Source organism: Cupriavidus sp. F041, assembly GCF_057814235.1.
Window position 1 is genome coordinate 2232197 of record NZ_JBVASY010000001.1, and the last position, 21551, is coordinate 2253747.

Sequence of the window (21551 nt, forward strand, 5' to 3'; positions counted from 1 at the left end):
CCGGCAGTGGCCGGCAATCAGGGCGTCAGCGCGGCCACCCGTTCCCCGACGTAACCGCCAATGGCCAGCGATGCGCTCAGCCCCGGCGACTCGATGCCAAACAGGTTGAGCAGGCCCGGAATGCCATGCTCGCGCTCGTCTTGCACGATGAAGTCGGTGGCGCTGTTGTGCATTGACGACCCCGGGCCGGCCAGGCGGGGGCGGATGCCCGTGTAGCCGGGTTGCAGGTCGCCATCGCGCAGGCCGGGGTAGTAGCGGCGCACGGCGCGGTAGAACGCGGCTTCGCGCGAGGCGTCGAAGCGGTAGTCCACGCCGTCGCGCCAATCCAGGTCCGGGCCGAACTTGCACTGCCCGCCCAGGTCCAGCGTTACGTGCGCGCGCAGCGCGCCCGCGCGGCCGGTGGGATAGACCAGGCGCTGGAAGGGCGATGGGCGGCCCAGCGTGAAGTAGTGGCCGATGGCGTGATAGAGCGGCGGGATCTTGTCGGCCGGCATGCCCGCGATGGCCGTTGCCACTCGCTGCGCGCCAAGGCCAGCCGCGTTGATGACGGTGCCGCACAGCAACTCCGTTGGTTCTGGCGCCGCCCACCTTCAGAACGATGCCATCCGGGGTTGGCTGTCCTGCCAGCACCGGACTACTCAGTGCCAGCGCAGCGCCATGGCGTTCTGCGTCGCCCAGGTAGGCCAGCATCAGGCCGTGGCTGTCGACGATGCCGGTCGACGGTGACAGCAAGGCCCCCGCGCAAGCCACTTCCGGCTCCAGGGCGCGCGCCTCGGCGGCGCCGATGATGCGCAGGTCGGTGACACCCTGGGCCGTGCCTAGCTCCACGTACTTGTGCAGTTCGGGAAGGTCAGCTTCCTGTACCGCGACGATCAGCTTGCCAATGCGCTGGTGGCCGATCCCGCGCTCGGCGCAGTAGTCGTACAGCGCCGCCTTGCCCGCCACGCAAAGCCTGCCCTTGAGCGAGCCCGGCGCATACGAGATGCCCGCATGAATGACTTCCGAATTGCGCGCGCTGGTGTGGGTGCCGAAGGCGTTCTCCGCCTCCAGGATGACCACTTCGCGGCCGGCGGCGGACAAGGTGCGGGCGATGGCGAGACCTACCACGCCAGCGCCGATGACGGCGCAGTCAACGCTTTCCATTTTGCAGAAACTCCGGTTGAACAAGGTTGGGCTTGCTTTCCGTCTGGCGTCTCAGGTCAGCCTGATCTGCGCTTCGCGGATCAGCGCGCCCCATTTGGCGTGCTCGGCACGGATGTGCGCGGCGAACTGCGCCGCGGTCTGCGGCGTCGGCACGCTGCCTTCCTGCGCCAGCTTCTGTTGCACGTCCGGGCGCGCCAGCACCCTGATGGTCGCCGCGCCCAGCCGCTCGGTGACATTGGCGGGCAAGCCGGCGGGGCCGACCAGGCCCAGCCACGTGGTGGCCTCGAAGCCTGCGAATCCTTGTTCGGCCACCGTCGGCACTGCGGGCAGAGAAGGCAGGCGCTTCGCCGACGTCACAGCCAGCGCGCGGATCTTGCCGGCCGACAACTGCGGCATCACGGAAACGGTGTTGCCGAAGTAAGTGTCCACCTGGCCGCCGAGCAGGTCTGTCATGGCCGGGCCGGCGCCCTTGTACGGCACCTGCAGCACACGCACGCCGGCGCGCCGCGCCAGCATCTCGCCGGCCAGGTGGCCCACGGTGCCGTTGCCGGCCTGGGCGATGCCCATATCGCCGTCGCGCGCCCTGGCCGCCTTGACGAAGTCGGCCAGCGTGCGCAGCGGCGAGTCCTGGCGCACCACCAGCACCACGGGCTGTTCCGCCACGCCGGCGACCGGCGTGAAATCCTTCAGGGGATCGAACGGCATCTTCGGGTACAGCGCGGGGTTGATCGCCAGGTTGGCGGCCTGGCCCATGCCAATGGTGTAGCCGTCCGGCGCCGACTTGGCCACCGCGTCCAGGCCGATATTGCCGCCCGCGCCGGGCTTGTTGTCCACCACCAGCGTCCAGTGGTCGGTCAGGGTCAGCTTCTCGGCGACCAGCCGCGAGGTGGTGTCGGTGCCGCCTCCGGGCGGGAACGGCACCACCAGCCGGATGGGCTTTTGCGGCCACGCGCCTTGCGCACGGGCGATGCCGGCGGCGGCCAGCGTCATGGCGGCGGTGGCCTGGAGGAAATGACGTCGTTGCATGTTTTGTCTCCTGTTTTTCTTGGCACCCGCGCGGGCGGTGCCGCGCCGGATTCAGACCGGCAGTCCCTTGGCGCGCAGCGCCGCGTCGAACCGTTCGGGGTCCGAGGTGCCGGCGGCGTTGTCGGCGCGAATCCGCGCCTCCTTCTGCAGGTGGGCGCGGGTGCGCTGCAGGATATCGGCGGCCTCCGCGGCGGGCACGGCGATCACGCCGTCCGCGTCGCCCACGATCAGGTCGCCCGGCAGCACGGCCATGCCCGCGCACGAGACGGGCACGTTGATCTCGCCGGGGCCGTCCTTGCTCGGGCCGCGGTGGGTATTGCCGCGCGCAAAGATGGGCATGCCGTCTTCCGCCCATTCGAGTACGTCGCGCACCGCGCCATCGATCACCAGCCCGCCGAGTTTTTTGGCCAGGCAGGTGGTGCGCATCAGGCCGCCGACCAGCGCCTGCGTGACGTCGCCGCCGCCGTCGATCACCAGCACATCGCCGGGGCGGACCATCATCAGCGCCTTATGGATCATCAGGTTGTCGCCGGGGCGCACGCGCACGGTGACGGCCGGCCCGCACAGTACGGTGTCCGGCCGGCTGTGATAGGGGCGCAGGCCGATGGTGCCGATATTGCGGCTCATGGCATCGCCGATCGCCGCCACCGGCATATCGCGGAAGGCGGCGACGATGTCCGGCGCGGGGCCGGCGGCGCAGGAGTTGATGCGGTAGCCCGCGGGCCATGCCTTGTTGCCGGCTTCGGTGCTGCTTGCTTCGTTGCTCATCCAGGTCTCCTTCGTGTCTTGCTGTCGGTTGGGGGCGCGCTGTCACGCGCTGAGGGCATCCGGGGCGCCGTCCAGCACCTGCGGATTGACGCAGGCGGTGGCCGCGGGCGGCGTGCCCTGCAGGAAGCCGAGCACATTGCGCGCGGCGCCGCTCGCCATCGCGGCCAGGGCGGCCGGCGTGGAGCCGCCCACATGGGGCGTGAGGACGATGTTGTCCAGGCCGCGCAACGGGCTGCCGGCGGGCAGGGGCTCGACCGCCATGGTGTCCAGTCCGGCTGCGTAGAGCTGGCCGCTTTGCAGCGCCTGCACCAGCGCCGGCTCGTCGACCACTTCGCCGCGCGCCGTATTGAGCAGGATGGCGCCGTGCCGCATGCGCGCGAACTGCGGCGCGCCGATCATGTTGCGGGTGTGGCTGTTCAGCGGTACGTGCAGGCTCAGCACGTCGCTGGCTTCGAGGAGCGCGTCGAGCGTGCCGACAAGCGCCACGCCCTCCACGGGGCTGGCGTGCCCGGCCAGTGCCGGGTCGAAGGCAAGCACCGGCATGCCGAGCGCCAGGCATACGCCGGCGACCCGTTGCGCGACCTGCCCGAAGCCGACCAGGCCCAGCGTGCGGCCATGCAGTTCGATGCCGTCCTGCGCGCGCGACCACCGGCCGGCCTGGATCTCCCGGTCCATCCACGCCACGCGCCGCGCCGCCGCGAACATCAGGCCGAGCGTGAGTTCAGCCACCGAACGGGCATTGGCGCCGGGCGTGACGTAGACGGGAATGCCGCGCGCGGTTGCGGCTTCCACGTCGATGTTGCTAACGCCTACGCCGTGCTTGGAGATCACCTTCAGCGTGGGGCATGCCGCGACGGCGGCACCGCTCAGTGCGACGGTGCGGGAGATGACGGCGTCGACCGGTTGGGTGGCGAGGATGCGCGCTACCTCGCCAGCGTCATCCGCATTGGCAAGATAGAGAATCCGCGAACCGGCCGCTTGCAGCAGGCGGGCGCCGGCCGGGGCCAGGCGAGGAGCGGTGACGAGAACGGTATATGGCATGGAGACGGTCAGCAGGCGTTGGACAATCGGCGTGCGGCCGATGCGGTGCTGAATTCTTGTCCTCACGACAGATTCCGTCCAGCTTATAATTTTTGGAAATCGTTAAATATTAGTAATCAATCAAGGCTGCCCCTCCGGCAGCGCACTCCACGCACTCCATGGACCTCCGCGATCTCAAGTACTTCCTTGCCGTGGCCAGCGCGGGTAACTTCCGGCGCGCGGCAGAACTGGTGCACCGCAGCCAGCCGACGCTCACCAAGGCCATCGACCGGCTGGAGGCGTCGCTCGGCGCCGGGTTGTTCGAGCGCGACGGCAGGGGACAGAAGCTCAGCGCGGCCGGTATCGCGCTGCGGGCGCGCGCAACCTTGCTGCTGCAGGAAGCCGACCTGTTGCGCGACGAGGTAAGCGCCATCGCGCGCGGGGTAGCCGGCACGGTACGGCTGGGCAGCGGCCCGCTTGGGGCGGAATACCTGCTGCCCCGCATCTGCAGCATGCTGCTGCGGCAGGCCGCCGACGTGATGCTGCAGCTCACGATCCGCAACAACTACGAACTACGCGACGAACTGCGCGAGGGGCGCCTGGACCTTGTGCTGGGCTTCGTGCCGGAAGAGGAGGAGGAATTCCGCTGCGAGACGCTGCTCAAGGACACCGTGGTCGTCGCGGCAGCGAAGGGCCATCCGATCCTCAAGACGCGGCGCGTCACGCTGGAGTCGCTCGCGGCTTGCCAATGGGCTCTGCCCAACCGCGCGGTGGCAAGCCGGGCCTGGCTGGACGATGCCTTCGAGTCGCGCGACCTGCCCCGGCCCGTGGTGCAGATCGAGACCAATTCGATCCCGCTGATCCCCCGCGTGGTGGCCGACACGGCATTGCTGACCTTCGTCTCGCGGCGCACCTTGCGCGCAAGCGGCGGACAACTGCAAGAGGTGCCCCTGGCGGCGGCCACGCTGGTGCGCAATTTTGGTGTGACGTATCGCAAGGACGTGCCGCTATCGCCGGTGGCGGATCGCCTGATCGGCTTGCTGCATGACCATGGGAGCAGCTTGTTCAACAAGGTGGATTAGAACGGCGGCGTGGGCGCGGGAGGAAAGTGGAACATACTGCGGCTTCCGCCCGGCTGCGCTATCCGGACCAATATTTCCCGCGCATCGCGGTGAGCGATGTCCGATGCGCGGCTGGGTGATCGGCTTTGGCGCCGGCTACCTGCTTGGCGCGGGAAAGAGGACCGACGATGAAAGGAGTGTGATCGCGGACCACAGGTGGTGGTCGCAAACGGAGTTGGCCTCGACCACCGAGACCGTATGGCCGGAAGGGCTGGTTGGCATCCTGAAGGCCGCGGGAAGGTTCTAGCCGCCAAGCGCCATGCGTATCGGGGGTGCGGCAGCGGCGTCCCCCGATGCCTCTTCTTCCCTCAGAACAAGGTATAGCCACCATCGATGACCAGCGTATCGCCCGTGTGATAGCGGGATGCCGCGCTCATCAGATAGATGGCGATCCCGCCGAAGTCGGCCGGCTCGCCCCAGCGGCGCATCGGCACGCGCTTGCCCACCATTTCCTGGAACGCCGGATCCGCCTGCCCCCTGGCGGTCATGTCGGTGGCGATCCAGCCCGGCAGGATGGAATGCGCGCGGATGCGGTGGCGCGCGTACTCCACGGCCAGCGCACGCATCATCGATATCAGCCCGCCCTTGGTGGCGGCATAGTGCTGGTTGCGCGCGGCCCCTTCGATGGCGGCTACTGACGCGGTGCCAACCAGCACGCCGCCGTCGTCTTGCTCCAGCATGTGCCGCGCGGCGGCGCGCAGTGTAAAGAAGGCCCCGTCGAGGTTGACCCGCAGCACGCGATGCCAGTCTTCCGTGCCGAGCGTCTCGAAGCGGCCGCCGCGCGCGCCGATTCCCGCGTTGGCAAAGCAGCCGTCTACGCGGCCCAGGGTCGCGACCGTTTCGGCGAAGGCGGTTTGCACCGCGGCCTCGTCGCCCACATCGCAAACCGCCGTGTGCACTCTGCGGCCGTGCGCGGCCAGGCGCGCGGCCGCATCGTCATTTTTCCGGGCGTTGGTGCCCCAGATCGCCATGTCGGCACCAGCCGCCGCCATGGCCTCGGCCATGCCGAGTCCGATTCCACTATTGCCGCCCGTGACGAGGGCAACCTTTCCGGTCAGGTCAAAAGCTGTGTAGGTCACGACGCTTCCTTAGCCAGGATCAGGGTTCCTCCCTGCGGCGATCCGGCAGGGAACCTGCAGCGGTGTCGCGAGCGCGGTGCGCCGGTGCGTCGTCCAAAGAGACGAATCTGCGCGCCGGACGCCTTTCCACGGCTTTACCGACATCGACGGCAGCCGGCCGGACGCCTGGCGCTGCGTTCCCGAAGTACAGGACGCGGACAAGCCTGCCGACACAATCGGCTACCGCTGACGGTTGCGGCCAGGCTCCCCGCCTGGCAGCAACAATAAAAAAGGCCATTCCGAAGAATGGCCTTTTACACCCCGCGACATCCACACCTCGTAAATCCTGCCCCGTTGGCTCTCTGGCCTGTGTAGGCATGCTGGATCACGCTGCGAAGATCGGCATACAAGTCGTTCCAGGCGGCAATACCGCTTATGGTCCAGTTGTCAGATCTATTAACTTATGCACTGCGACTTGTCACGCGACGGATCATACGTATTCTTGCTGATACAACGTATGGAGAATAGCCCCCATTTTTTCCTCTCTGTTCTCGGGCTCGTCCTTGCTCGCTTGTGCCTTGCCTTCTCCGGGGCAGTGCGCCAGGTGCATGGCGTTAGCCAAAGATGCGCGTATCGGCCGCTGCGTCGTCCCGCTTTGGCAGACGCTCGCGGAGTTGTCGTTCCAGGTCGCAGATGCGGAGATCGACGCGGGTTTGTTTCCGGGCACGCCGGATCGCGAGTGCTGTACAGAGCACGGCAGCAAAGGTGCAGCATAGCGCGGCGAGCTGTGGCAGATTGTCTTGCATAGGGATACTCGGGCTTCTGTGGGCGCCATGGCGCTGTCGGGCGCGGGCAGCGCCAACATGCGGCATGGCGGAGCCCGCCGCTAAGGGAATAACGGCAGCGGCGCGCAAATTTTTAGTTCGGTGGCGGCGCATCTCCGGGTCTGTTTTGCCTATGATTTTTCCATAAGCGTTGCGCAGGCCATGCATCCGGCGCGGCCACAAAGCCGTGCGCGCGCGGGTCAGGCGTTGCCCCGTGGCAACGAGCCCGAGCCTGCCGGCTTGCGCCGCCGCCCCCCGATAGCCAGCTTGCAGGCGGTGCGGGCAAGGCCGTTGCCATCCTCCGTGACATCGCCGCAGCAACGCCTGGTGCGCTAGCCCACGTTCTATTTGCGCGGCCGCGGGTAGGCTCCATACGTCGCGGGCAGGTCTGACCCACCTGTTCGCGCTTTGCGCCTCGCCTATCCCCCGGTGGGCGAGGCGTCTTTCTGCACCGCCAGCGTCGTGCCGACAGCTTTCGCGCTTGTCCCGCGGCGTAACGGCATGTTGCCGCAGCCCTGCCCGCCACCCATGCCGGCGCTGTACTTTTCCTGGGGATCCGTGCCCGCCTCCGGCTGAATGAAGCAACGCGGGGCAGGATGTTGCCTGTCGATTTCGGAGCCGATTTCAATGCTCGTCGGGAAGGATTTCTTCTTTGTGGTGCGCCATGCACCGCTGGTCTCGATCGACCTGCTCGTCACCGATGCGCAAGGCCGGGTGCTGCTTGGCCGGCGCCGTAACCGGCCGGCGCAAGGTACGTGGTTCGTGCCGGGCGGGCGCATCCGCAAGGACGAAGGCCTGGATGCCGCCTTCCGCCGCATCGTGGCGGACGAACTGGGCATCGCCGGGGCCAGGCGTGGCGATGCAGTCCCGCGCGGCGTGTTCGAACATCACTATGCGGACAACTTTGCCGGCGAGCCCGGCGTTACCACGCACTATGTGGTGCTTGCCTATGCCTGGACCCTGCCGGGCGGCGAGCCGGACGGGAAGCCGCCAGGGCAGCCCGATCAGCACAGCGCGTACTGCTGGATGGCGCCGGCCGAGATGCTTGCCCGCGACGATGTGCACGAATATACCAAGGCCTATTTCCGCTGACAGGCCCGGCAAGCGGCGTGGCCGGGGAGAACCGTCCTACCAGGTACAGATGCCCCAGTCTGTGAAAAGCGGCATCTCCAGTCCGAGCGCCGCATCGGTCACCGCATGGACCTGCACGAAGGGCCGCTCGGATTCCACCTTGCCGAAAATCGCCGCGAAAGGAATCTCCCCCGCGTCCCGGCCCGTGCCGATGCGCAGCAGGCCGGTGGGAATGGACGTGCCGGAGGGATCGGCCAGGTACCATCTTCCCGACAGGAAGACTTCGACAAAGGCATGAAAATCCGGCGGCCCGAGAGCGGGATCGGCGCCGTAGTCCAGGCTGCTGGAAATGCGCGCGGGAATGCTCAGGGCCCGGCAGATCGCAATCATCAGGTGCGCAAAGTCCCGGCACACACCGGTGCGTTCGACAATCGTATCCACGGCCGAGGTGCGCTCGTTGGTGGACTTTGACATGAAGCGCACGTGGTTGCGCACCCATTCCCGGATCGCGACGATACGGGTGTATCCCCACGGAATGGCGCCGAACTCCCGCAGGGCAAATTCCATCAGCCGGTCGGATTCGCAGTATCGGCTCGGCGCCAGGTAGGGCAGCACATCGAACGGCAGTTGCGCGACCGGGACCTCCGACAAGGTCGATGGCTCGTCGAGGCGATGGTCGATATCGACCACGGCTTCATAGTGAATGGCCAGATGTCCCTTCGGCGCGCGCAGGCGGATCAGCCGGTTGCATAGCAACGGGTCGTTGTAGTGGTCCATGCGCAGCACGGGCGGTAGCGTCAGGCGCTCGGAAACGACAGTCTGGCGGGCTGTACGGGCGGCTTCGATGTTGAAGAGGAAGTCCGCCTCGGCATCCAGGACTTCGTAGGACAGGTCGACCGAGTATCGAAGACGGTTCATTTGATGCCCCTCCCTTTTTTCCCACGCAGCATAACCGGCTGCTTTGCTTGAAGAATAGTTTGTGACAAGTTCAACGGATCGCCACTTCCTGCCGTTAAGCGGTGTATCGTGCCCGACCATGGTCACCGGCACTCAGGGGAAAGTCCAGTGAATCTGTTGAAAGCGCTTTGGTGGTGTCCGCTGTCCTTGCTGAGCACCATCACGGTGCCGTCTCCCGAGCCGGGGTTCGAGATGCATGCGGCGGCGGCCGCGTCGGCGGAGCCGAAGGACCGGGTGGACCGGAACCGCAGTGCCGACGGTGGCGCGGCGCTTCGCGTCCCGGCGAAGTAGCCCGGGCATCGCGTTCGCCACCGGGCAGGGCTTCGAGGCGTTCGCGCGCGTTTGGAGGCGGGGTATCGGCGGGCCGGCGGCGCTCGCCTGCATTATTGCGCGCCGTTATTCCCGGGTTGTGGCGTTCAGGTGGTGCGCGCGGTACTGCCCGAGCAGGCCGATGGAAGCGGCGTAGTTGTAGAGTTCCAGGTCGCCACGTAAGCCGAGCCGGCGCATGGCCGACATTTTTTGCGTACTGATGGTCTTGATGCTGCGCCCGAGGCTGACCGCGATCTGGCTGACGGACATGCCGGACAGGTAAAGCCGGATCACCTCGACCTCGCGCGGGCTGAGTGGCCCGAACCGGGCTCGCAGGTCAGCGGGCGGGCCGATGCTGTCCAGCAGCCGCTGTATCGCCGGCGACAGGTAGCGCACGCCAGCGAGCAGGTGTGCCAGCGCCTTCGGGATGTGGGATGCGTCGTCGAGCTTGCTGACCACGGACAAGTGGTCGAAGCTGACCAGCTCGCTGATCTGCTCGGGGTTGTGCAGCATGGTGAATACCAGGATCGCCAGCTCTGGGTAGCGGCGGCGCAGGAACTCGATCATGCGCAGGCCATCGCCATGGGCGCCGCCTGGCATCGCATAGTCGGTCAGCAGGATCTCGCAGGGCTGCCGGCTGAGCAACGCGAGGATTTCGGTGGAGTTCCGGGCGATGCCGGCGATTTCGACGCTTTCAAACTGCGCGAGCAAGCCGCGCAGGCCCACCAGCATGACGGGATGATCGTCGGCGATGACGATGCGGGATTTGGAGAGCGAGACGTCGGCCAGCATGGGCTCATATCCGTGAGAACGTCGGGCGGGACGGCTTGCATCGCGCGAGCCGTTCCAGCTGCGCGGGTGGCTCCGGTGCCCCGGTTGCGCAAATTGGGGTGATATCACTCATGGCTTGCTTCCGTGTTCTCCCGTCCAGGCCGCGTTGCGCCAATGGCAGTGCGGCTGACGGTGGTCAATGGCGGCGCGGCGCGCCGGCGAAAGTACTGTTTTGTGACTGCAGACTGTATCGCCGACGGCACGATGCCGGTTTGCGAAATTTCCGCATTTTGCGTCCCGCCATGTCAGTGATCCATGTCATTGGTCTCTTTCAGGCGTGCCGCTGCCGAATGTGCCGTGGCGATCGGCCTCAGGTAGCGGTCAAGGGGATAGTGGGGGAATTGTGCCTTGTGCGGAATTTTCAGCAGCTTGATTCGGAGCATTCGGCGGTCCGGGCAAGATCAGGGTTTCATGCCGGCCACGCAAACCGGGACCGGGCTCCGGCGTGCCCGTAGAGAAGAGGGAAAGTGACTAAGGAAAAGCAGAACATATTTCGACGAAGGACTCAGCGCGGAAGTACTCGGCGAGATCCTTTATGGCATCGCGGTCTGCCCTGCGTCCAGCGTAGGATTTTCTCTCTTTAAACGTAATTCAAGATTCATTTTTATCAGCGAACGCCCGGCTTGAGCCCTGGCTGTGAAGACGCGGTTCGAGGTTGCGGGAGCCGTTCTTTAGGAAATTTCCTATAACTTGCTCGGAAATTTCTGGCCAGTTGTGGCGTAAATTCGCCACATAATCCGCGCTCCACCTTTTGATTATCGGTGTGTCCCGGCGCAGGTGAGTTCCTTGTTGGTTTTTTTTGGGGAGAATGCGAGTGGCAACTATCTTGGTCGTCGACGATCACCCGGCACTCCGCCTGGTGATCAAGACCCAGTTGTCGCAAGTGCTGGGGGTCAGCCATATTCTGGAAGCGGACAATGGCCAGGCTGCAATCGAAGCCGCCAGGCAGTTCCAGCCGGATCTCGCTGTCCTGGACCTGGATATTCCCCGCATCAGCGGCCTTGACGTGATTCCGCGCCTGAAGCTGATCTACCCGCCGATCCGCATCCTGGTGATTTCCGGGCAAGACCAGGCCACGTTCGCCCCTCGGGTGAGGCATGCTGGTGCCCAGGGCTTCGTCAGCAAGATGCAGGACATGAAGGAAATCGTGCGCTGCGTCGAAGCGGTGATGGGCGGCTATACGGTGTTTCCGGAGATGCGCTACGAGCGCGAACTGCCGAAGGTTGCACAGCTGGCGGACGAAGAGCGGCTCGCTCGGCTGTCGGACAAGGAAATCGTCATCCTGCAGTTGCTGGCCAGGGGCTTGTCCAATAAAGCGATAGGCGAACTGTTATTTATCAGCAACAAGACGGTGAGCAGCCACAAGACCCGCATCATGGGCAAGCTGCAGGTCGGCTCGCTGGTGGACCTGGTCGACTTTGCCCGGCGATATCGCCTCACACCGACGCAATGACGCCAGCCTGTGGTCACTTGCCGACAGTGGCTCAACAAAATGCAAATGCTCCCGAAGGTAATTTCATGATCCGTGCGCTATTACTCAGCACTACCGAGAGTGGCGCGCAAGCGTTGCAAATCAGCGGGCTCGCGACCGTGCTCGCGGGCCTGGGGTTTTCCGTCGAATACGGGGATCCGGCCAAGCCGGATGCCGGTCCCGCGCAAACCGGACGTATCCGGCTGGCGCTGGTCTGGCTTGCGCATGACCATGAGGGCGAACCGGCTCGCAGTGACTTCGGCCTGTCGCCGGATAGCCTGCTGTTTGCGGTGGTGCCGGCCGATGCTGGCAAGCGCGTAACCCATGCGGCCCACGGCGTGGCCTTCGATGCCACGCTCACCGCGCCGGTCAATGCCAGTTCACTGGCGCGCGCGCTGGCTGAACACGGCTTTGTCGCGGTTTCGCCGGACGAATGCGCGGCCGTCGGCACCTTGCTCGATACCCTGGCCGGCGGCGATGCGGATATCGTCAGGGATCTGGTCGATAGCCTGGTCGACACCAACCGCATCGATCTCGCCATGATGCACGCCGCGCTGACGGACGGCGCTTGGCAGCGGTTCGACAGTGGTGCTCATCGGATCAAAGGCACTCGGCCCGGATTCTGGAGTGCGCGGCGCTGGTGACACTATGTGGACGGCTGGAAGCCGTTGCGCAGTTCGGTGATCTGGCTGCGGCGCAGGCGTTGCTGCCGATTCTTGCCGCGACGGTGGAACATCTTGAGGCTTCGCTGTTGGCAATGCGGCCGCCGCCTCGGGCGGCGAGGGTTTTGGGGTAGCGGTCGGAGTCAACTTCGACTTCAACTTCAACTTCGACTTCAACCCCAACTTCAAGGTGCGCTTCCGGCGCGCAATCAGGCCGGCGTGGCATCGCCTTGCGCGGCACCATGGCTTGCGTGCAGATGGCGGCGCAGGGCGCGTTCCAGTGCGACCAGCCCCATTGGCTTGACCAGTACCTCGCTCATTCCCGCCGCCAGCGCATGCTGATGATCTTCGCTTTGGGCACTGGCGGTGCACCCGATGATCGGTATCTTGCCCAGGGGGGTCCTTGCGCGCGCGAATTGCACGGGCCAGGCTGAAGCCGTCCATCACCGGCATCATGCAGTCGCAGATGATCAGGTCTGGCGGGTGGCGCAACAGGGCTTCCAGGGCAAGGGCGCCGTTTTCCGCCGTATCTACCGCAATGCCTAGCCGCTCCAGCTGACGCTCCAGCAACAGCCGGTTAGGCGCATGGTCATCCACGATCAGCACGCGCATGCCGGCGGGGAACAGCGAGATGTCGGGCGTGCCGGCAATCGAAGCGCTTTCCTGGGGCGGGGATGCCGAAACTTCGAGGTTCAGGCGCACCACCACCTTCGTACCGAGGCCCGGCTCGCTCTCAAGCGAGATCTCGCCTCCCATCCTTCGCACCAGGTTTTGCGCGATCGAGAGGCCCAGGCCGGTGCCGCCGGTATTCGCGCGCTCGGGCGATTCCACCTGGGAGAAGGGGCGGAACAGCTTGCCGATCGCTCCGGGGGGAATGCCGATGCCGGTGTCCTGGATGACGATGTGGAGCGCTTGCCAGGCGTCTCGCACAGTGGATCCGTCCAGCCGGATATCCACGCCGCCCTGCTCGGTAAAGCGGATGCTGTTGGAGACAAAGTTGCTGATGACCTGCTTGATGCGCAGGATATCCACCTTGTGCGCTTGCGCCACCGTATCGTCAACGCTGATGCTCAGGGCCAGGCCTTTCTGCGAGGCTACCGGCCCGAACATCCGGGCGAGCTCGTGCAGGGCCTGGCGCAGGCTGGCGGCGCGCGGCTGTAGCGTGAACTTGCCGGCTTCCATCTTGGAGAGGTCCAGGATGTCATCCAGCAGCGACAGCAGCGACGTGGCCGCGCCGTGCGCGGCGCCCAGCTGCTCCCGATCCGCGTGCGAGGCGTGCTGGCGCGCCAGCACCAGCTCCAGCATCCCCAGGATGGCATTCATGGGGGTGCGTATCTCGTGGCTGATCGAGGCGAGGAAGGTGGACTTGGCGCGGTTGGCCGCTTCGGCGCGGTTCTTGGCCGCGGCCAGTTCGGCCAGCATCTGCTGGCGCTCCGTCACATCGATCCAGCCACCGACGATGCCGGCCGTGCCGCCATTGGCGCGGCGCAGCGGCACGACCCAGCTGATGACGCTGCGTTGCTCGTTGCCAATGGTCAGGCGCCGGTCGGCGCTGGACGGCAGGCCGGTCTGCAGTACGTCCTGGTAGACGTCCATCAGCTCGTCGTGGCGGATGTCGGGGCTGATGGCGGCGGTGGCGAACGCCAGCTCCGTGCCGGCCAGCGCGCGCCGCGTCGTGCCAAGTACCGCTTCGTAAGCGGTATTGCAGGTGATCATGCGCAACTGGCTGTCGCGCAGGTAGATCGGCTGCGGAATCCCGTCGAGCACCGCGGTCTGGAATGCCACCTGGTCCTGCAAGGCGTGTTCGGCCGCGGTGCGTTGCGTCACCTGGCGCCGCAGCGAGGTCACCCATGCCAGAAAGAGCAGGCTGACCAGCAGCAGGGCAGCCGCGGCCCCCATCAGCCACGGCAGGATCTGGCGCCAGGCAAGGGGCGATGGCCTGACTTCCGTCCAGTGCGCGCGCATGGCGCCGAGATCGTGGGGTGGAATGCTCAGGATGGCCTTGTTGATGATACCGAGCAATTCAGGATGCCGGTTGCTGATGCCCAGACCGACTTCCAGCGGGACCCCGCCTGTCGCGGCTGCAACCTTGAGGCGGCCAGCGTCGGTCTGCCTGAGCATGTGGTCGGCCATGAAGGCGTTGGCGATGGTGGCATCGGCACGGCCGGTGGCGACCATGCGGAATGCCTCCTCGTAGGAGTCGGTCTCGCGCTGGCTCACCGCATAGCGGGTGCGCACGAGGTCTTGGATGCCGTTGAACGGCGGCCCCGCAATGATCTTGTTGGCGAGGTCGGGCAGGCTCTTGATGCTGTCGTCGCCGGCGCGCGTGACGACGACCCAGTTGCCCGAGAAATAGGGCGCACTCACCGAGAGGCGTGCGGAGCTGGCCGGAGGCTGGTTTACCGGCAGGATCGGCACGATGTCCAGGATGCCATTCTCTACGGCGGCGGTAATGTCCGCGCCGCTGGCTGGCCAGTAAGGCACGAAGCGTAGCCCGGTGCGCTGCGCGATCAGTTGCAGCACCTGTTCGGTGAGTCCGCCGAGGCGCCCCCTGGCTTCGGCAAACTGGAACGGGACGAAGTCGCGCGACACCAGGTAGCGCACCTCCGGGTGGCCGGCGATCCAGGCAGTTTCGATCTCACGCTTGAGCGAGGCGGGCATGGCCGCCAGCGTCCGGTCGACGATCCGGCCCAGGGAGGGATCCGCCACGGCGAACGTGACGCCCGCTTGCGCCATTGGCGCGAAGTTGCGCGCGGTGAGTTCGTCGTACCGGTATTGCTCGACGAGGTAGCCTGCGGCGGTAGCGTTGGTGACCACCACGAAGTCGGCATCGCGGGAGAGCTGGTCGAGCGCGCCCAGCAGGTTCTCGAAGGGTTGCAGCGGCGCGCCCGGGTAGGCCCGGTGAAGCGCGGCGGGCGAGACTTCGCCCGCCAGGTAGCCAATGGTGCGGTTGGCCTGGTTACGCGCCTTGTCCCTGCGAGACACCACCTCGATCAGGCGATGGTCATGGTACGGCGCGGTACGCAGGCCGGCGCCGGGGTCGTCCAGCGACGTGGTGATCAGGTCGACGGCGCCGTTGGCCAGCTGGCTGCGCGCCAGTTCGTGAGAGGGATAGCGGAAGATTTGCGCCGGTATGCCAAGCCGCGCGACCAGCACGGCGAGGTAATCCGCGGAGATCCCGCGGTAATCCCCTTTCAGGTCGACGAGGTCGAAAGGCGGCAGGTAGTTGCCCACCACCGCTACCCGCAGGACCTTGTGCTTGCGGCGCCATGCGGCCAGTTCCGCATCGTCGCCATGCCATGCACCGGCCTGACCGGTGGGGGCGCCCGTACCGGGCGTATAGGACGAAGCCAGCCGCAGCTGGGGGCTTGGTTGCGGCGCGCGCGGCGGCTCGGCCGGGAAGGCAGCCAGCGCCGGCAAGCCGTGGCAAAGCGACAGCAATAGTACAAACGGCTGGCGGTGCCACCAGCGGGCGGGCGGGCGCCGGCTCCGGGTAGCCGAGCCGTCCGCCGGGTTCAGGGAAGTGCAGATGCACATATGGGAGTTCTCATCGAGTAGGGGCGTGCCGGCGCCTGCCGGTCCGCCCATGCGAGCGTTTGCTGCCTTGGGAGACGGCAGGCGCCACAGCGGGCGCGCATGCGGGATGCCTTGCCCGAATGTAAGCGTCGTGATGGCAGGCAACGTTAGGAAATGTCTGAAAAGTCCTGTGGGAATTTCTGACTCCGCGCCAGTAGCAGCCGCAGCGTCTTTGTTCCCGGCCGCCATGGACAGGATCAGTGCATTAAAGTGATGTTTAAATATCATGCTAAAGGTTACGTGGAGTCCCATAGGGCGAAGTTATCCATGTTCGATAGCAAAAGACAATCATTGTGTTTGTAATGATGAATTGTACAAATCACGTTGCGGCGCGGAAAATCGGGTCTTCGCTGCAACACGCGGCCATCCTCCCCCAGTCATCCAGGAGCTCATCCATGCTGCAATCCCGTGAAGGTCAACGCGTTCCCAATGTCACGTTCCGCGTCCGCGAGAATAATGAATGGAAGACCGTGACCACGGCCGACCTGTTCGAAGGCAAGACCGTCGCGCTGTTCTCGCTGCCCGGCGCATTCACCCCGACCTGCTCGTCCACCCACCTGCCGCGCTACAACGAGCTGGCGCCGGTGTTTGCCAAGCATGGCGTGGACGCGATCCTGTGCGTTTCGGTCAATGACACGTTCGTGATGAATGAATGGGCCAAGGACCAGGAATCGGAAAACATCGTGATGATTCCCGACGGCAACGGCGAATTCACCGAAGGCATGGGCATGCTGGTCGACAAGACCGACCTGGGCTTCGGCAAGCGCAGCTGGCGCTATTCGATGCTGGTCAAGGATGGCGTGGTCGACAAGATGTTCATCGAGCCGGAAGAGCCGGGCGACCCGTTCAAGGTATCGGACGCGGACACCATGCTCAACTACATCGCCCCGAATGCCAGGAAGCCCGACCAGGTAGTCGTGTTCTCCAAGGTTGGCTGCTCCTTCTGCGCCAAGGCCAAGCAGATGCTGTCGGACAACGGCTTCGACTACATCGACGTGCCGCTGGAGCACAAGATCCGCGGCAAGGTGCTGGGCGCGGTGTCCGGCAACATGACCGCGCCGCAGATCTTCATCAACGGCAAGCTGATTGGCGGGGCCGAAGCGCTTGAGACCTACCTCGTCCGCTAAGCCTGTCCAGACGCAATAACCGCTTCACCGCCGCAAGGCGCGGCGCCGGCATGGCCGGCGGCCGCGTCCCAGTCGGCGGACCGGATGGCAGTGCCGCGCGGTGCCATCCGGTCCGCTGATTGAAGCCGACTTCACCAGGAAACTCGACATGACCGCCACGCAGACCACGCAGAAGCAGCAGACCGTGCAAACCATTCAGACCGACGTCGCCGTGATCGGCGCCGGCACCGCCGGCCTGGCTGCCTATCGCGCCGCCAGGGCCGCCGGCAAGCGCGCCGTCATCATCGAAGGCGGCCCTTATGGCACCACCTGCGCCCGCGTGGGTTGCATGCCTTCCAAGCTGCTGATCGCCGCGGCCGAGGCCGCCCACGAACTGCGTCACACGGCGTCCTTCGGTGTGCATGTGGATGGCGAGATCCGCATCGACGGGCGCGAAGTCATGGCCAGGGTCAAGCGCGAGCGCGACCGCTTTGTCGGTTTCGTGGTGCGTGGCGTGGACGGCATTCCCGCCGAGGACAAGGTGAGCGGCTATGCCCGCTTTATCGACAACACGGTGCTGCAGGTCGGCGAACACACCACGGTGCGTGCCAGCCGCGTAGTGATCGCCACCGGCTCCAGCCCCATGATTCCGCCGCCCTTCAAGGTGTTTGGCGATCGGCTGGTGGTCAACGACGATGTTTTCGCCTGGGACGACCTGCCGCGCCGCGTGGCCGTGTTCGGGCCCGGCGTGATCGGGCTCGAACTTGGCCAGGCGCTGTCCCGCCTGGGCGTGCAGGTGCGCGTGTTCGGCCTGCGCGGCGGCGTGGGGCCGCTGACCGACCCGGCCATCAAGGCCAATGCCGTTGCCACCTTCCGCGAGGAGTTCTACCTTGACCCGGACGCGAAGCTCGGCGAGATGCGGCGCGAGGGCGACGAAGCCGTGATCTCCTTCACGGATCTCGCGGGGAACACGGTGACCGAACGCTTCGACTACGTGCTTGCCGCCACCGGCCGCGAGCCTAATGTGCGTGGCCTGGGCCTGGAGCATACCGGGCTGGAACTGGATGCGCGCGGCGTGCCGGTATTCGATCCGGCAGCCCTGCAATGCGGCACGGCACCGATCTTTATCGCCGGCGACGCCAACGACATCCTGCCGCTGCTGCACGAAGCGGTCGACGAGGGCAAGGCCGCCGGCGAGAATGCGGCAGCTTACCCCGCGGTGCGTCCGCTGGCGCGCCGCGCGCCGATCGGCGTGGTGTTCAGCGATCCGCAGATCGCCATGGTGGGCCAGCGCCATGCCGACCTGGCGCGGGACAGCTTCGTGGTGGGCGAGGTGAGCTTTGAAGACCAGGGGCGCAGCCGCGTGATGCTCAAGAACCGCGGCCTGATGCACATCTATGCCGACAAGCAAAGCGGGCGCTTCCTTGGCGCGGAATGGACCGGCCCGCGCGCCGAGAACATCGCGCATTTGCTGGCCTGGGCTTATCAGCAATCGCTCACTATCGAGCAGATGCTGGCCATGCCGTACTACCACCCGGTGGTGGAAGAGGGCCTGCGCACCGCGCTGCGCGACGCGGCGGCAAAGCTGGCTGGCTGAACCGGCGGCCGCACCGTAGCCCGCACTCACTTCGGTACGGCGGCACTCCGTGGGATGCCTACCGGCGCCCGGCGGGGCGCCGTTGTTGCCATGGCTCCGCCGCCATACCCCCGGGGGACGGTCCGTTGGCCTTGCGCTTCCCCGTTGACTGCAAAGTTATTCCGAGGCAATCGGCGCCAGCCAATGGCTCGGCGCGGTCGGGTCTGCGTAGCTGCCCGTTTTGTGGGCAGTCCGATAGGGTCCGCGTGCTAGAGCCATTTGCGGAGCTTGTTGACAGTGTTATCCACATAAAGTGTGGATAACACTGCGAGGCAGGGTGAGGCTAGGCACAAAATCCAGGTGTTTTGTCAAGCCCGGATTGCGGGTTTCGCAAGGTTCACGGGAGCGCGCCGGCGATGGCCGCTGATGGCTCCCCGGTGGCTTGCGCGGCTGGCGCGAAAATCGGCGAAACTCTCCTCCGGGCCCGGCCGGCATGACGCCGGCGGCGCTTCAGGCCATCCCGCCTACCAAAAACGCCTCGTCAAGGACGACCACGCCATGCCATTCCTCATCGAAACCTGGGACAAGCCGCAGCACCAGCAAGTCCGGCAGGCAGCCCGAGCCGGGCACCTGGCCTTCCTGGACGCCCAAAAGGCGTTGCTACTGGCGTGCGGGGCCAAGCTTAACGATGACGGCAGCGATGCGGGCGGCGGTTTCTATATCGTGGATGTCGACACCCGCGATGCGGCGCAGCAATTCATCGATGCCGATCCGTTCACGCAGGCCGGGCTCTTTGCCGAGGTGCGCATTACCCGCTGGCGCAAGGCCTATCTGGCAGGGGAGTGCTGCCTCTGACAGCCAGGCCCCCGCCGGACAAGTGGCGCGGGGCCGCGCTCAGCCACCTCCTGCCATCCCCGGGGAATCCGGCGCACGCCGTTCCAGGTTGGTGTAGGCATCGGCCGCGATCAGTCCGAACAGGATGTGCGCGAACACGCTTTCCCACCCGCGCGCCTCGTCGAACCAGTTGAAGTAGCGGCCCAGGACATAGAAGTTCACCAGGTAGGCCAGCAGTCCGAACAGCGCGCCGACCATGGTTGCCATGCCGATGCTGGAGTCAAAGCGGAACGACGCGATGATCATGGCCAGGATCGTGGCCAGCACCACCGACAAGGCGAAGTGAACCACGCCCGCAGCCAGCACGATGGTCCAGCTGAACGCATCCGCCGATGCCAGCGCCTCCCGGCCGAGCATGATGGCCGCCACCATCTTCACCGTGCCCCATGCCCCCTGGTACAGCACGAAGCGCGCCGTCAACAACTCCAGCACGACATACAGGGTACCTGCGATCAGGCCGGCAATCGCGGCCGCGCGCCAGTCCGGCGCGCGGCGCGCGAAATGGTGCGACTGCATATGCAAATGGAGTTCCATGAGAGGCTCCCGTTCACAAGCGGCCTGAAAATCAGGCCCTTGTGATAGTTCTAGCCCATTGACGGGAAATACCAAGGCCGAGCGCGCGCGGCGAGTCGCACCGGCGCGGCATCGCAATATGATGCGTCGGGCACCCCTTCGCTGGCGTCAGGAATGCTTCTGGTACGTCCCCACCAGTTCCACCTTCGCCAGCACGTGGCCATGCATGGCTTTTTCAAGCGTAGCCTTGGAGGCCTTGCCCAGATCGGGCAGTACCACGTCCAGCGCATATAGCTTGAAGAAGTAGCGATGCCGCCCGATTGGCGGGCAGGGGCCACCGTAGCCCGTGCGGTGCCAGTCGTTCGCGCCTTCGCGGGTGCCCGCGGGCAAGCCGGCCGGCGCAATGCCGCCGGGAAGGCCGGCGCTGGCGGGCGGGATGTTGTACAGCACCCAGTGCACCCAGGTCATCCGGGGCGCGGCCGGGTCGGGCGCATCCGGGTCATCCACGATCAGGGCAAGGCTCACGGCGCCAGGGGGGATACCCGTCCAGGCGAGCGGCGGCGAAGTATCCGCACCTTCACACGTGTGGATGGCGGGGATCCCGCCACCGTGCGGGAAGGCTTCGGATGTCAGCGTGAGGGACATGGCGTTCTCCTTGCGGGCCGCATGGAGCCCGGCTTGCGGTACGCACAGCAGCAGAATGGACAGAACGGCAGTGCGTCTTCGCATTCTGGGCTCCTTCTCTCTAGCCGTCACCCGCTGGTGGCCAGGATCCATGCCGGACCGGGCCGAAGCTGCCTCAGGAGACGGCGCGCGGTGCGAGTTGCAGCGTCAATTCCCCGCCGCCATAGGTGGCCCGGACAGTACGGGCGCCATCCGCGACGGATACGTCGAACGGGCGGGTCAGGGTGCCGGTGGTGACCACGGTGCCCTTGCGCAGGGTGACGCCGCGCTCCGCGGCGTGCGCCAGCAAGGCTTGCAGCGCTTCGAGCGGATAAATGGCATCATCGCCGGCCAGCGGCAGCGCGCAACGCTCGCCGTCGAGCGCTACTTCGGCGCTATCGCGGACGTCTTCCACGCTGGCGGGGTCGATCTTCCCGCCCAGCACCAGCGCGTGGAAGCCCACGTTGTCGGCGGCGAAGGCGGGCATGCCGACCGCGACGCGGTCTTCATACCGGGACAGGACCACTTCGACGGCGACCTGCGCGCTCTCGATGAGCCCGGCCAGGTCCGCTGGCGCGAGCTCGGCTTGCAAGGGGGCCACATCGCGCGCCAGCCGCACCGCGATCTCGAATTCGATGGTGACCACCGCGCCCGCCGGGACGGGCACGGTATCCCCCGCGGCAAAGCAGCGCGATGCGCCAACCTGGCCCACCAGCGGACGCGCCAGCTTTGCGCGCCGCATGGCATTGGCGCTGCCGACCCCCAGCTTCCATCCCACCAGCGGATCGCCCAGGGCCGCCATGAACTGGTCCTGCACGTCATAACCGCTGGCCAGCGTGGCCGGCTTGGCCTCGGCGGGCAGGTCGCGGAATTGGACGCCGCTGCGCAAGGCATCGGTCAGCAGCGTCGCCGCGGCGCCGGGATTGAAGGTTGCGCTCACAAGTTCTCCTGGATTCTGGTGA

At 66.1% G+C, this 21551-nt stretch carries 20 protein-coding genes and 1 pseudogene; 7 read left to right on the forward strand and 14 right to left on the reverse strand.

What is annotated here, in order from left to right; all coding sequences use genetic code 11:
* Positions 1-17: 17 nt before the first annotated feature.
* From ACZY0R_RS10220 to ACZY0R_RS10235, 4 genes and pseudogenes are all read right to left on the reverse strand, one after another.
* Positions 18-1143 (reverse strand): annotated as a pseudogene (locus ACZY0R_RS10220) (NAD(P)/FAD-dependent oxidoreductase).
* 51 nt (positions 1144-1194) lie between these two features.
* Positions 1195-2169: a Bug family tripartite tricarboxylate transporter substrate binding protein gene (locus ACZY0R_RS10225; RefSeq protein ID WP_488858246.1), complete on the reverse strand. Its 975-nt coding sequence runs from the start codon at positions 2167-2169 to the stop codon at positions 1195-1197.
* A 51-nt stretch (positions 2170-2220) separates the two neighbouring features.
* The gene (locus ACZY0R_RS10230) at positions 2221-2937 is read right to left on the reverse strand and encodes an RraA family protein (RefSeq protein WP_488858247.1); all 717 of its coding nucleotides are present in this window, start codon (positions 2935-2937) and stop codon (positions 2221-2223) included.
* Positions 2938-2979: 42 nt separating this feature from the next.
* A complete protein-coding gene (locus ACZY0R_RS10235; protein ID WP_488858248.1) occupies positions 2980-4044 on the reverse strand; it encodes a hydroxyacid dehydrogenase in 1065 nt (354 codons plus the stop codon).
* Positions 4045-4136: 92 nt separating this feature from the next.
* Here ACZY0R_RS10235 and ACZY0R_RS10240 point away from each other — a divergent pair, with 92 nt between their 5' ends.
* Complete coding sequence (locus tag ACZY0R_RS10240) at positions 4137-5039, forward strand: LysR family transcriptional regulator (protein ID WP_488858249.1); 903 nt, start codon at positions 4137-4139, stop codon at positions 5037-5039.
* Between the two features lie 347 nt (positions 5040-5386).
* On the opposite strand, the gene ACZY0R_RS10245 is transcribed toward ACZY0R_RS10240, so the two are convergent.
* Positions 5387-6157 carry an SDR family NAD(P)-dependent oxidoreductase gene (locus ACZY0R_RS10245; protein ID WP_488858250.1) on the reverse strand — a complete coding sequence of 257 codons (771 nt, stop codon included), beginning with the start codon at positions 6155-6157 and terminating at the stop codon, positions 5387-5389.
* A 593-nt stretch (positions 6158-6750) separates the two neighbouring features.
* Positions 6751-6942: a hypothetical protein gene (locus ACZY0R_RS10250; protein ID WP_156176930.1), complete on the reverse strand. Its 192-nt coding sequence runs from the start codon at positions 6940-6942 to the stop codon at positions 6751-6753.
* Positions 6943-7587: 645 nt separating this feature from the next.
* Between ACZY0R_RS10250 and ACZY0R_RS10255 the strand changes: the two genes are divergently transcribed.
* Entirely contained in the window at positions 7588-8052 is a 465-nt protein-coding gene (locus ACZY0R_RS10255; RefSeq protein WP_488858251.1) for a GDP-mannose mannosyl hydrolase, read from the forward strand.
* A gap of 36 nt (positions 8053-8088) precedes the next feature.
* Here the strand turns inward: ACZY0R_RS10255 and ACZY0R_RS10260 are convergent, their stop codons facing one another.
* On the reverse strand, positions 8089-8949 hold the full coding sequence (locus tag ACZY0R_RS10260) for a transglutaminase-like domain-containing protein (RefSeq protein ID WP_488858252.1): 861 nt from the start codon (positions 8947-8949) through the stop codon (positions 8089-8091).
* A 147-nt stretch (positions 8950-9096) separates the two neighbouring features.
* On the opposite strand from ACZY0R_RS10260, the gene ACZY0R_RS10265 reads away from it, so the two are divergent.
* The gene (locus ACZY0R_RS10265) at positions 9097-9279 is read left to right on the forward strand and encodes a hypothetical protein (RefSeq protein ID WP_488858253.1); all 183 of its coding nucleotides are present in this window, start codon (positions 9097-9099) and stop codon (positions 9277-9279) included.
* A gap of 105 nt (positions 9280-9384) precedes the next feature.
* Here the strand turns inward: ACZY0R_RS10265 and ACZY0R_RS10270 are convergent, their stop codons facing one another.
* Together ACZY0R_RS10270 and ACZY0R_RS10275 are read right to left on the reverse strand one after the other, a co-directional pair.
* A complete protein-coding gene (locus ACZY0R_RS10270) occupies positions 9385-10089 on the reverse strand; it encodes a response regulator (protein ID WP_488858254.1) in 705 nt (234 codons plus the stop codon).
* Between the two features lie 284 nt (positions 10090-10373).
* The gene (locus ACZY0R_RS10275) at positions 10374-10511 is read right to left on the reverse strand and encodes a hypothetical protein (protein WP_488858255.1); all 138 of its coding nucleotides are present in this window, start codon (positions 10509-10511) and stop codon (positions 10374-10376) included.
* Positions 10512-10942: 431 nt separating this feature from the next.
* Between ACZY0R_RS10275 and ACZY0R_RS10280 the strand changes: the two genes are divergently transcribed.
* Complete coding sequence (locus tag ACZY0R_RS10280) at positions 10943-11581, forward strand: response regulator (RefSeq protein ID WP_488858256.1); 639 nt, start codon at positions 10943-10945, stop codon at positions 11579-11581.
* 80 nt (positions 11582-11661) lie between these two features.
* Here ACZY0R_RS10280 and ACZY0R_RS10285 read toward each other — a convergent pair whose 3' ends face one another.
* Complete coding sequence (locus ACZY0R_RS10285) at positions 11662-11925, reverse strand: hypothetical protein (RefSeq protein WP_488858257.1); 264 nt, start codon at positions 11923-11925, stop codon at positions 11662-11664.
* Positions 11926-11979: 54 nt separating this feature from the next.
* On the reverse strand, positions 11980-15849 hold the full coding sequence (locus tag ACZY0R_RS10290) for an ATP-binding protein (protein ID WP_488858258.1): 3870 nt from the start codon (positions 15847-15849) through the stop codon (positions 11980-11982).
* Between the two features lie 383 nt (positions 15850-16232).
* Between ACZY0R_RS10290 and ACZY0R_RS10295 the strand changes: the two genes are divergently transcribed.
* From ACZY0R_RS10295 to ACZY0R_RS10305, 3 genes are all read left to right on the forward strand, one after another.
* Positions 16233-16964 carry a glutathione peroxidase gene (locus ACZY0R_RS10295; RefSeq protein ID WP_045235837.1) on the forward strand — a complete coding sequence of 244 codons (732 nt, stop codon included), beginning with the start codon at positions 16233-16235 and terminating at the stop codon, positions 16962-16964.
* 184 nt (positions 16965-17148) lie between these two features.
* Entirely contained in the window at positions 17149-18540 is a 1392-nt protein-coding gene (locus ACZY0R_RS10300) for a dihydrolipoyl dehydrogenase (RefSeq protein ID WP_488859626.1), read from the forward strand.
* A 537-nt stretch (positions 18541-19077) separates the two neighbouring features.
* A complete protein-coding gene (locus ACZY0R_RS10305) occupies positions 19078-19374 on the forward strand; it encodes a YciI family protein (protein WP_045235839.1) in 297 nt (98 codons plus the stop codon).
* A gap of 39 nt (positions 19375-19413) precedes the next feature.
* Here ACZY0R_RS10305 and ACZY0R_RS10310 read toward each other — a convergent pair whose 3' ends face one another.
* From ACZY0R_RS10310 to ACZY0R_RS10320, 3 genes are all read right to left on the reverse strand, one after another.
* Positions 19414-19947: a hypothetical protein gene (locus tag ACZY0R_RS10310; protein ID WP_045235840.1), complete on the reverse strand. Its 534-nt coding sequence runs from the start codon at positions 19945-19947 to the stop codon at positions 19414-19416.
* Between the two features lie 147 nt (positions 19948-20094).
* Entirely contained in the window at positions 20095-20571 is a 477-nt protein-coding gene (locus ACZY0R_RS10315; RefSeq protein WP_488859628.1) for a YbhB/YbcL family Raf kinase inhibitor-like protein, read from the reverse strand.
* Positions 20572-20725: 154 nt separating this feature from the next.
* Positions 20726-21529, reverse strand: coding sequence for a fumarylacetoacetate hydrolase family protein (locus ACZY0R_RS10320; RefSeq protein WP_488858259.1), 804 nt, complete (start codon positions 21527-21529; stop codon positions 20726-20728).
* Positions 21530-21551 lie beyond the last annotated feature (22 nt).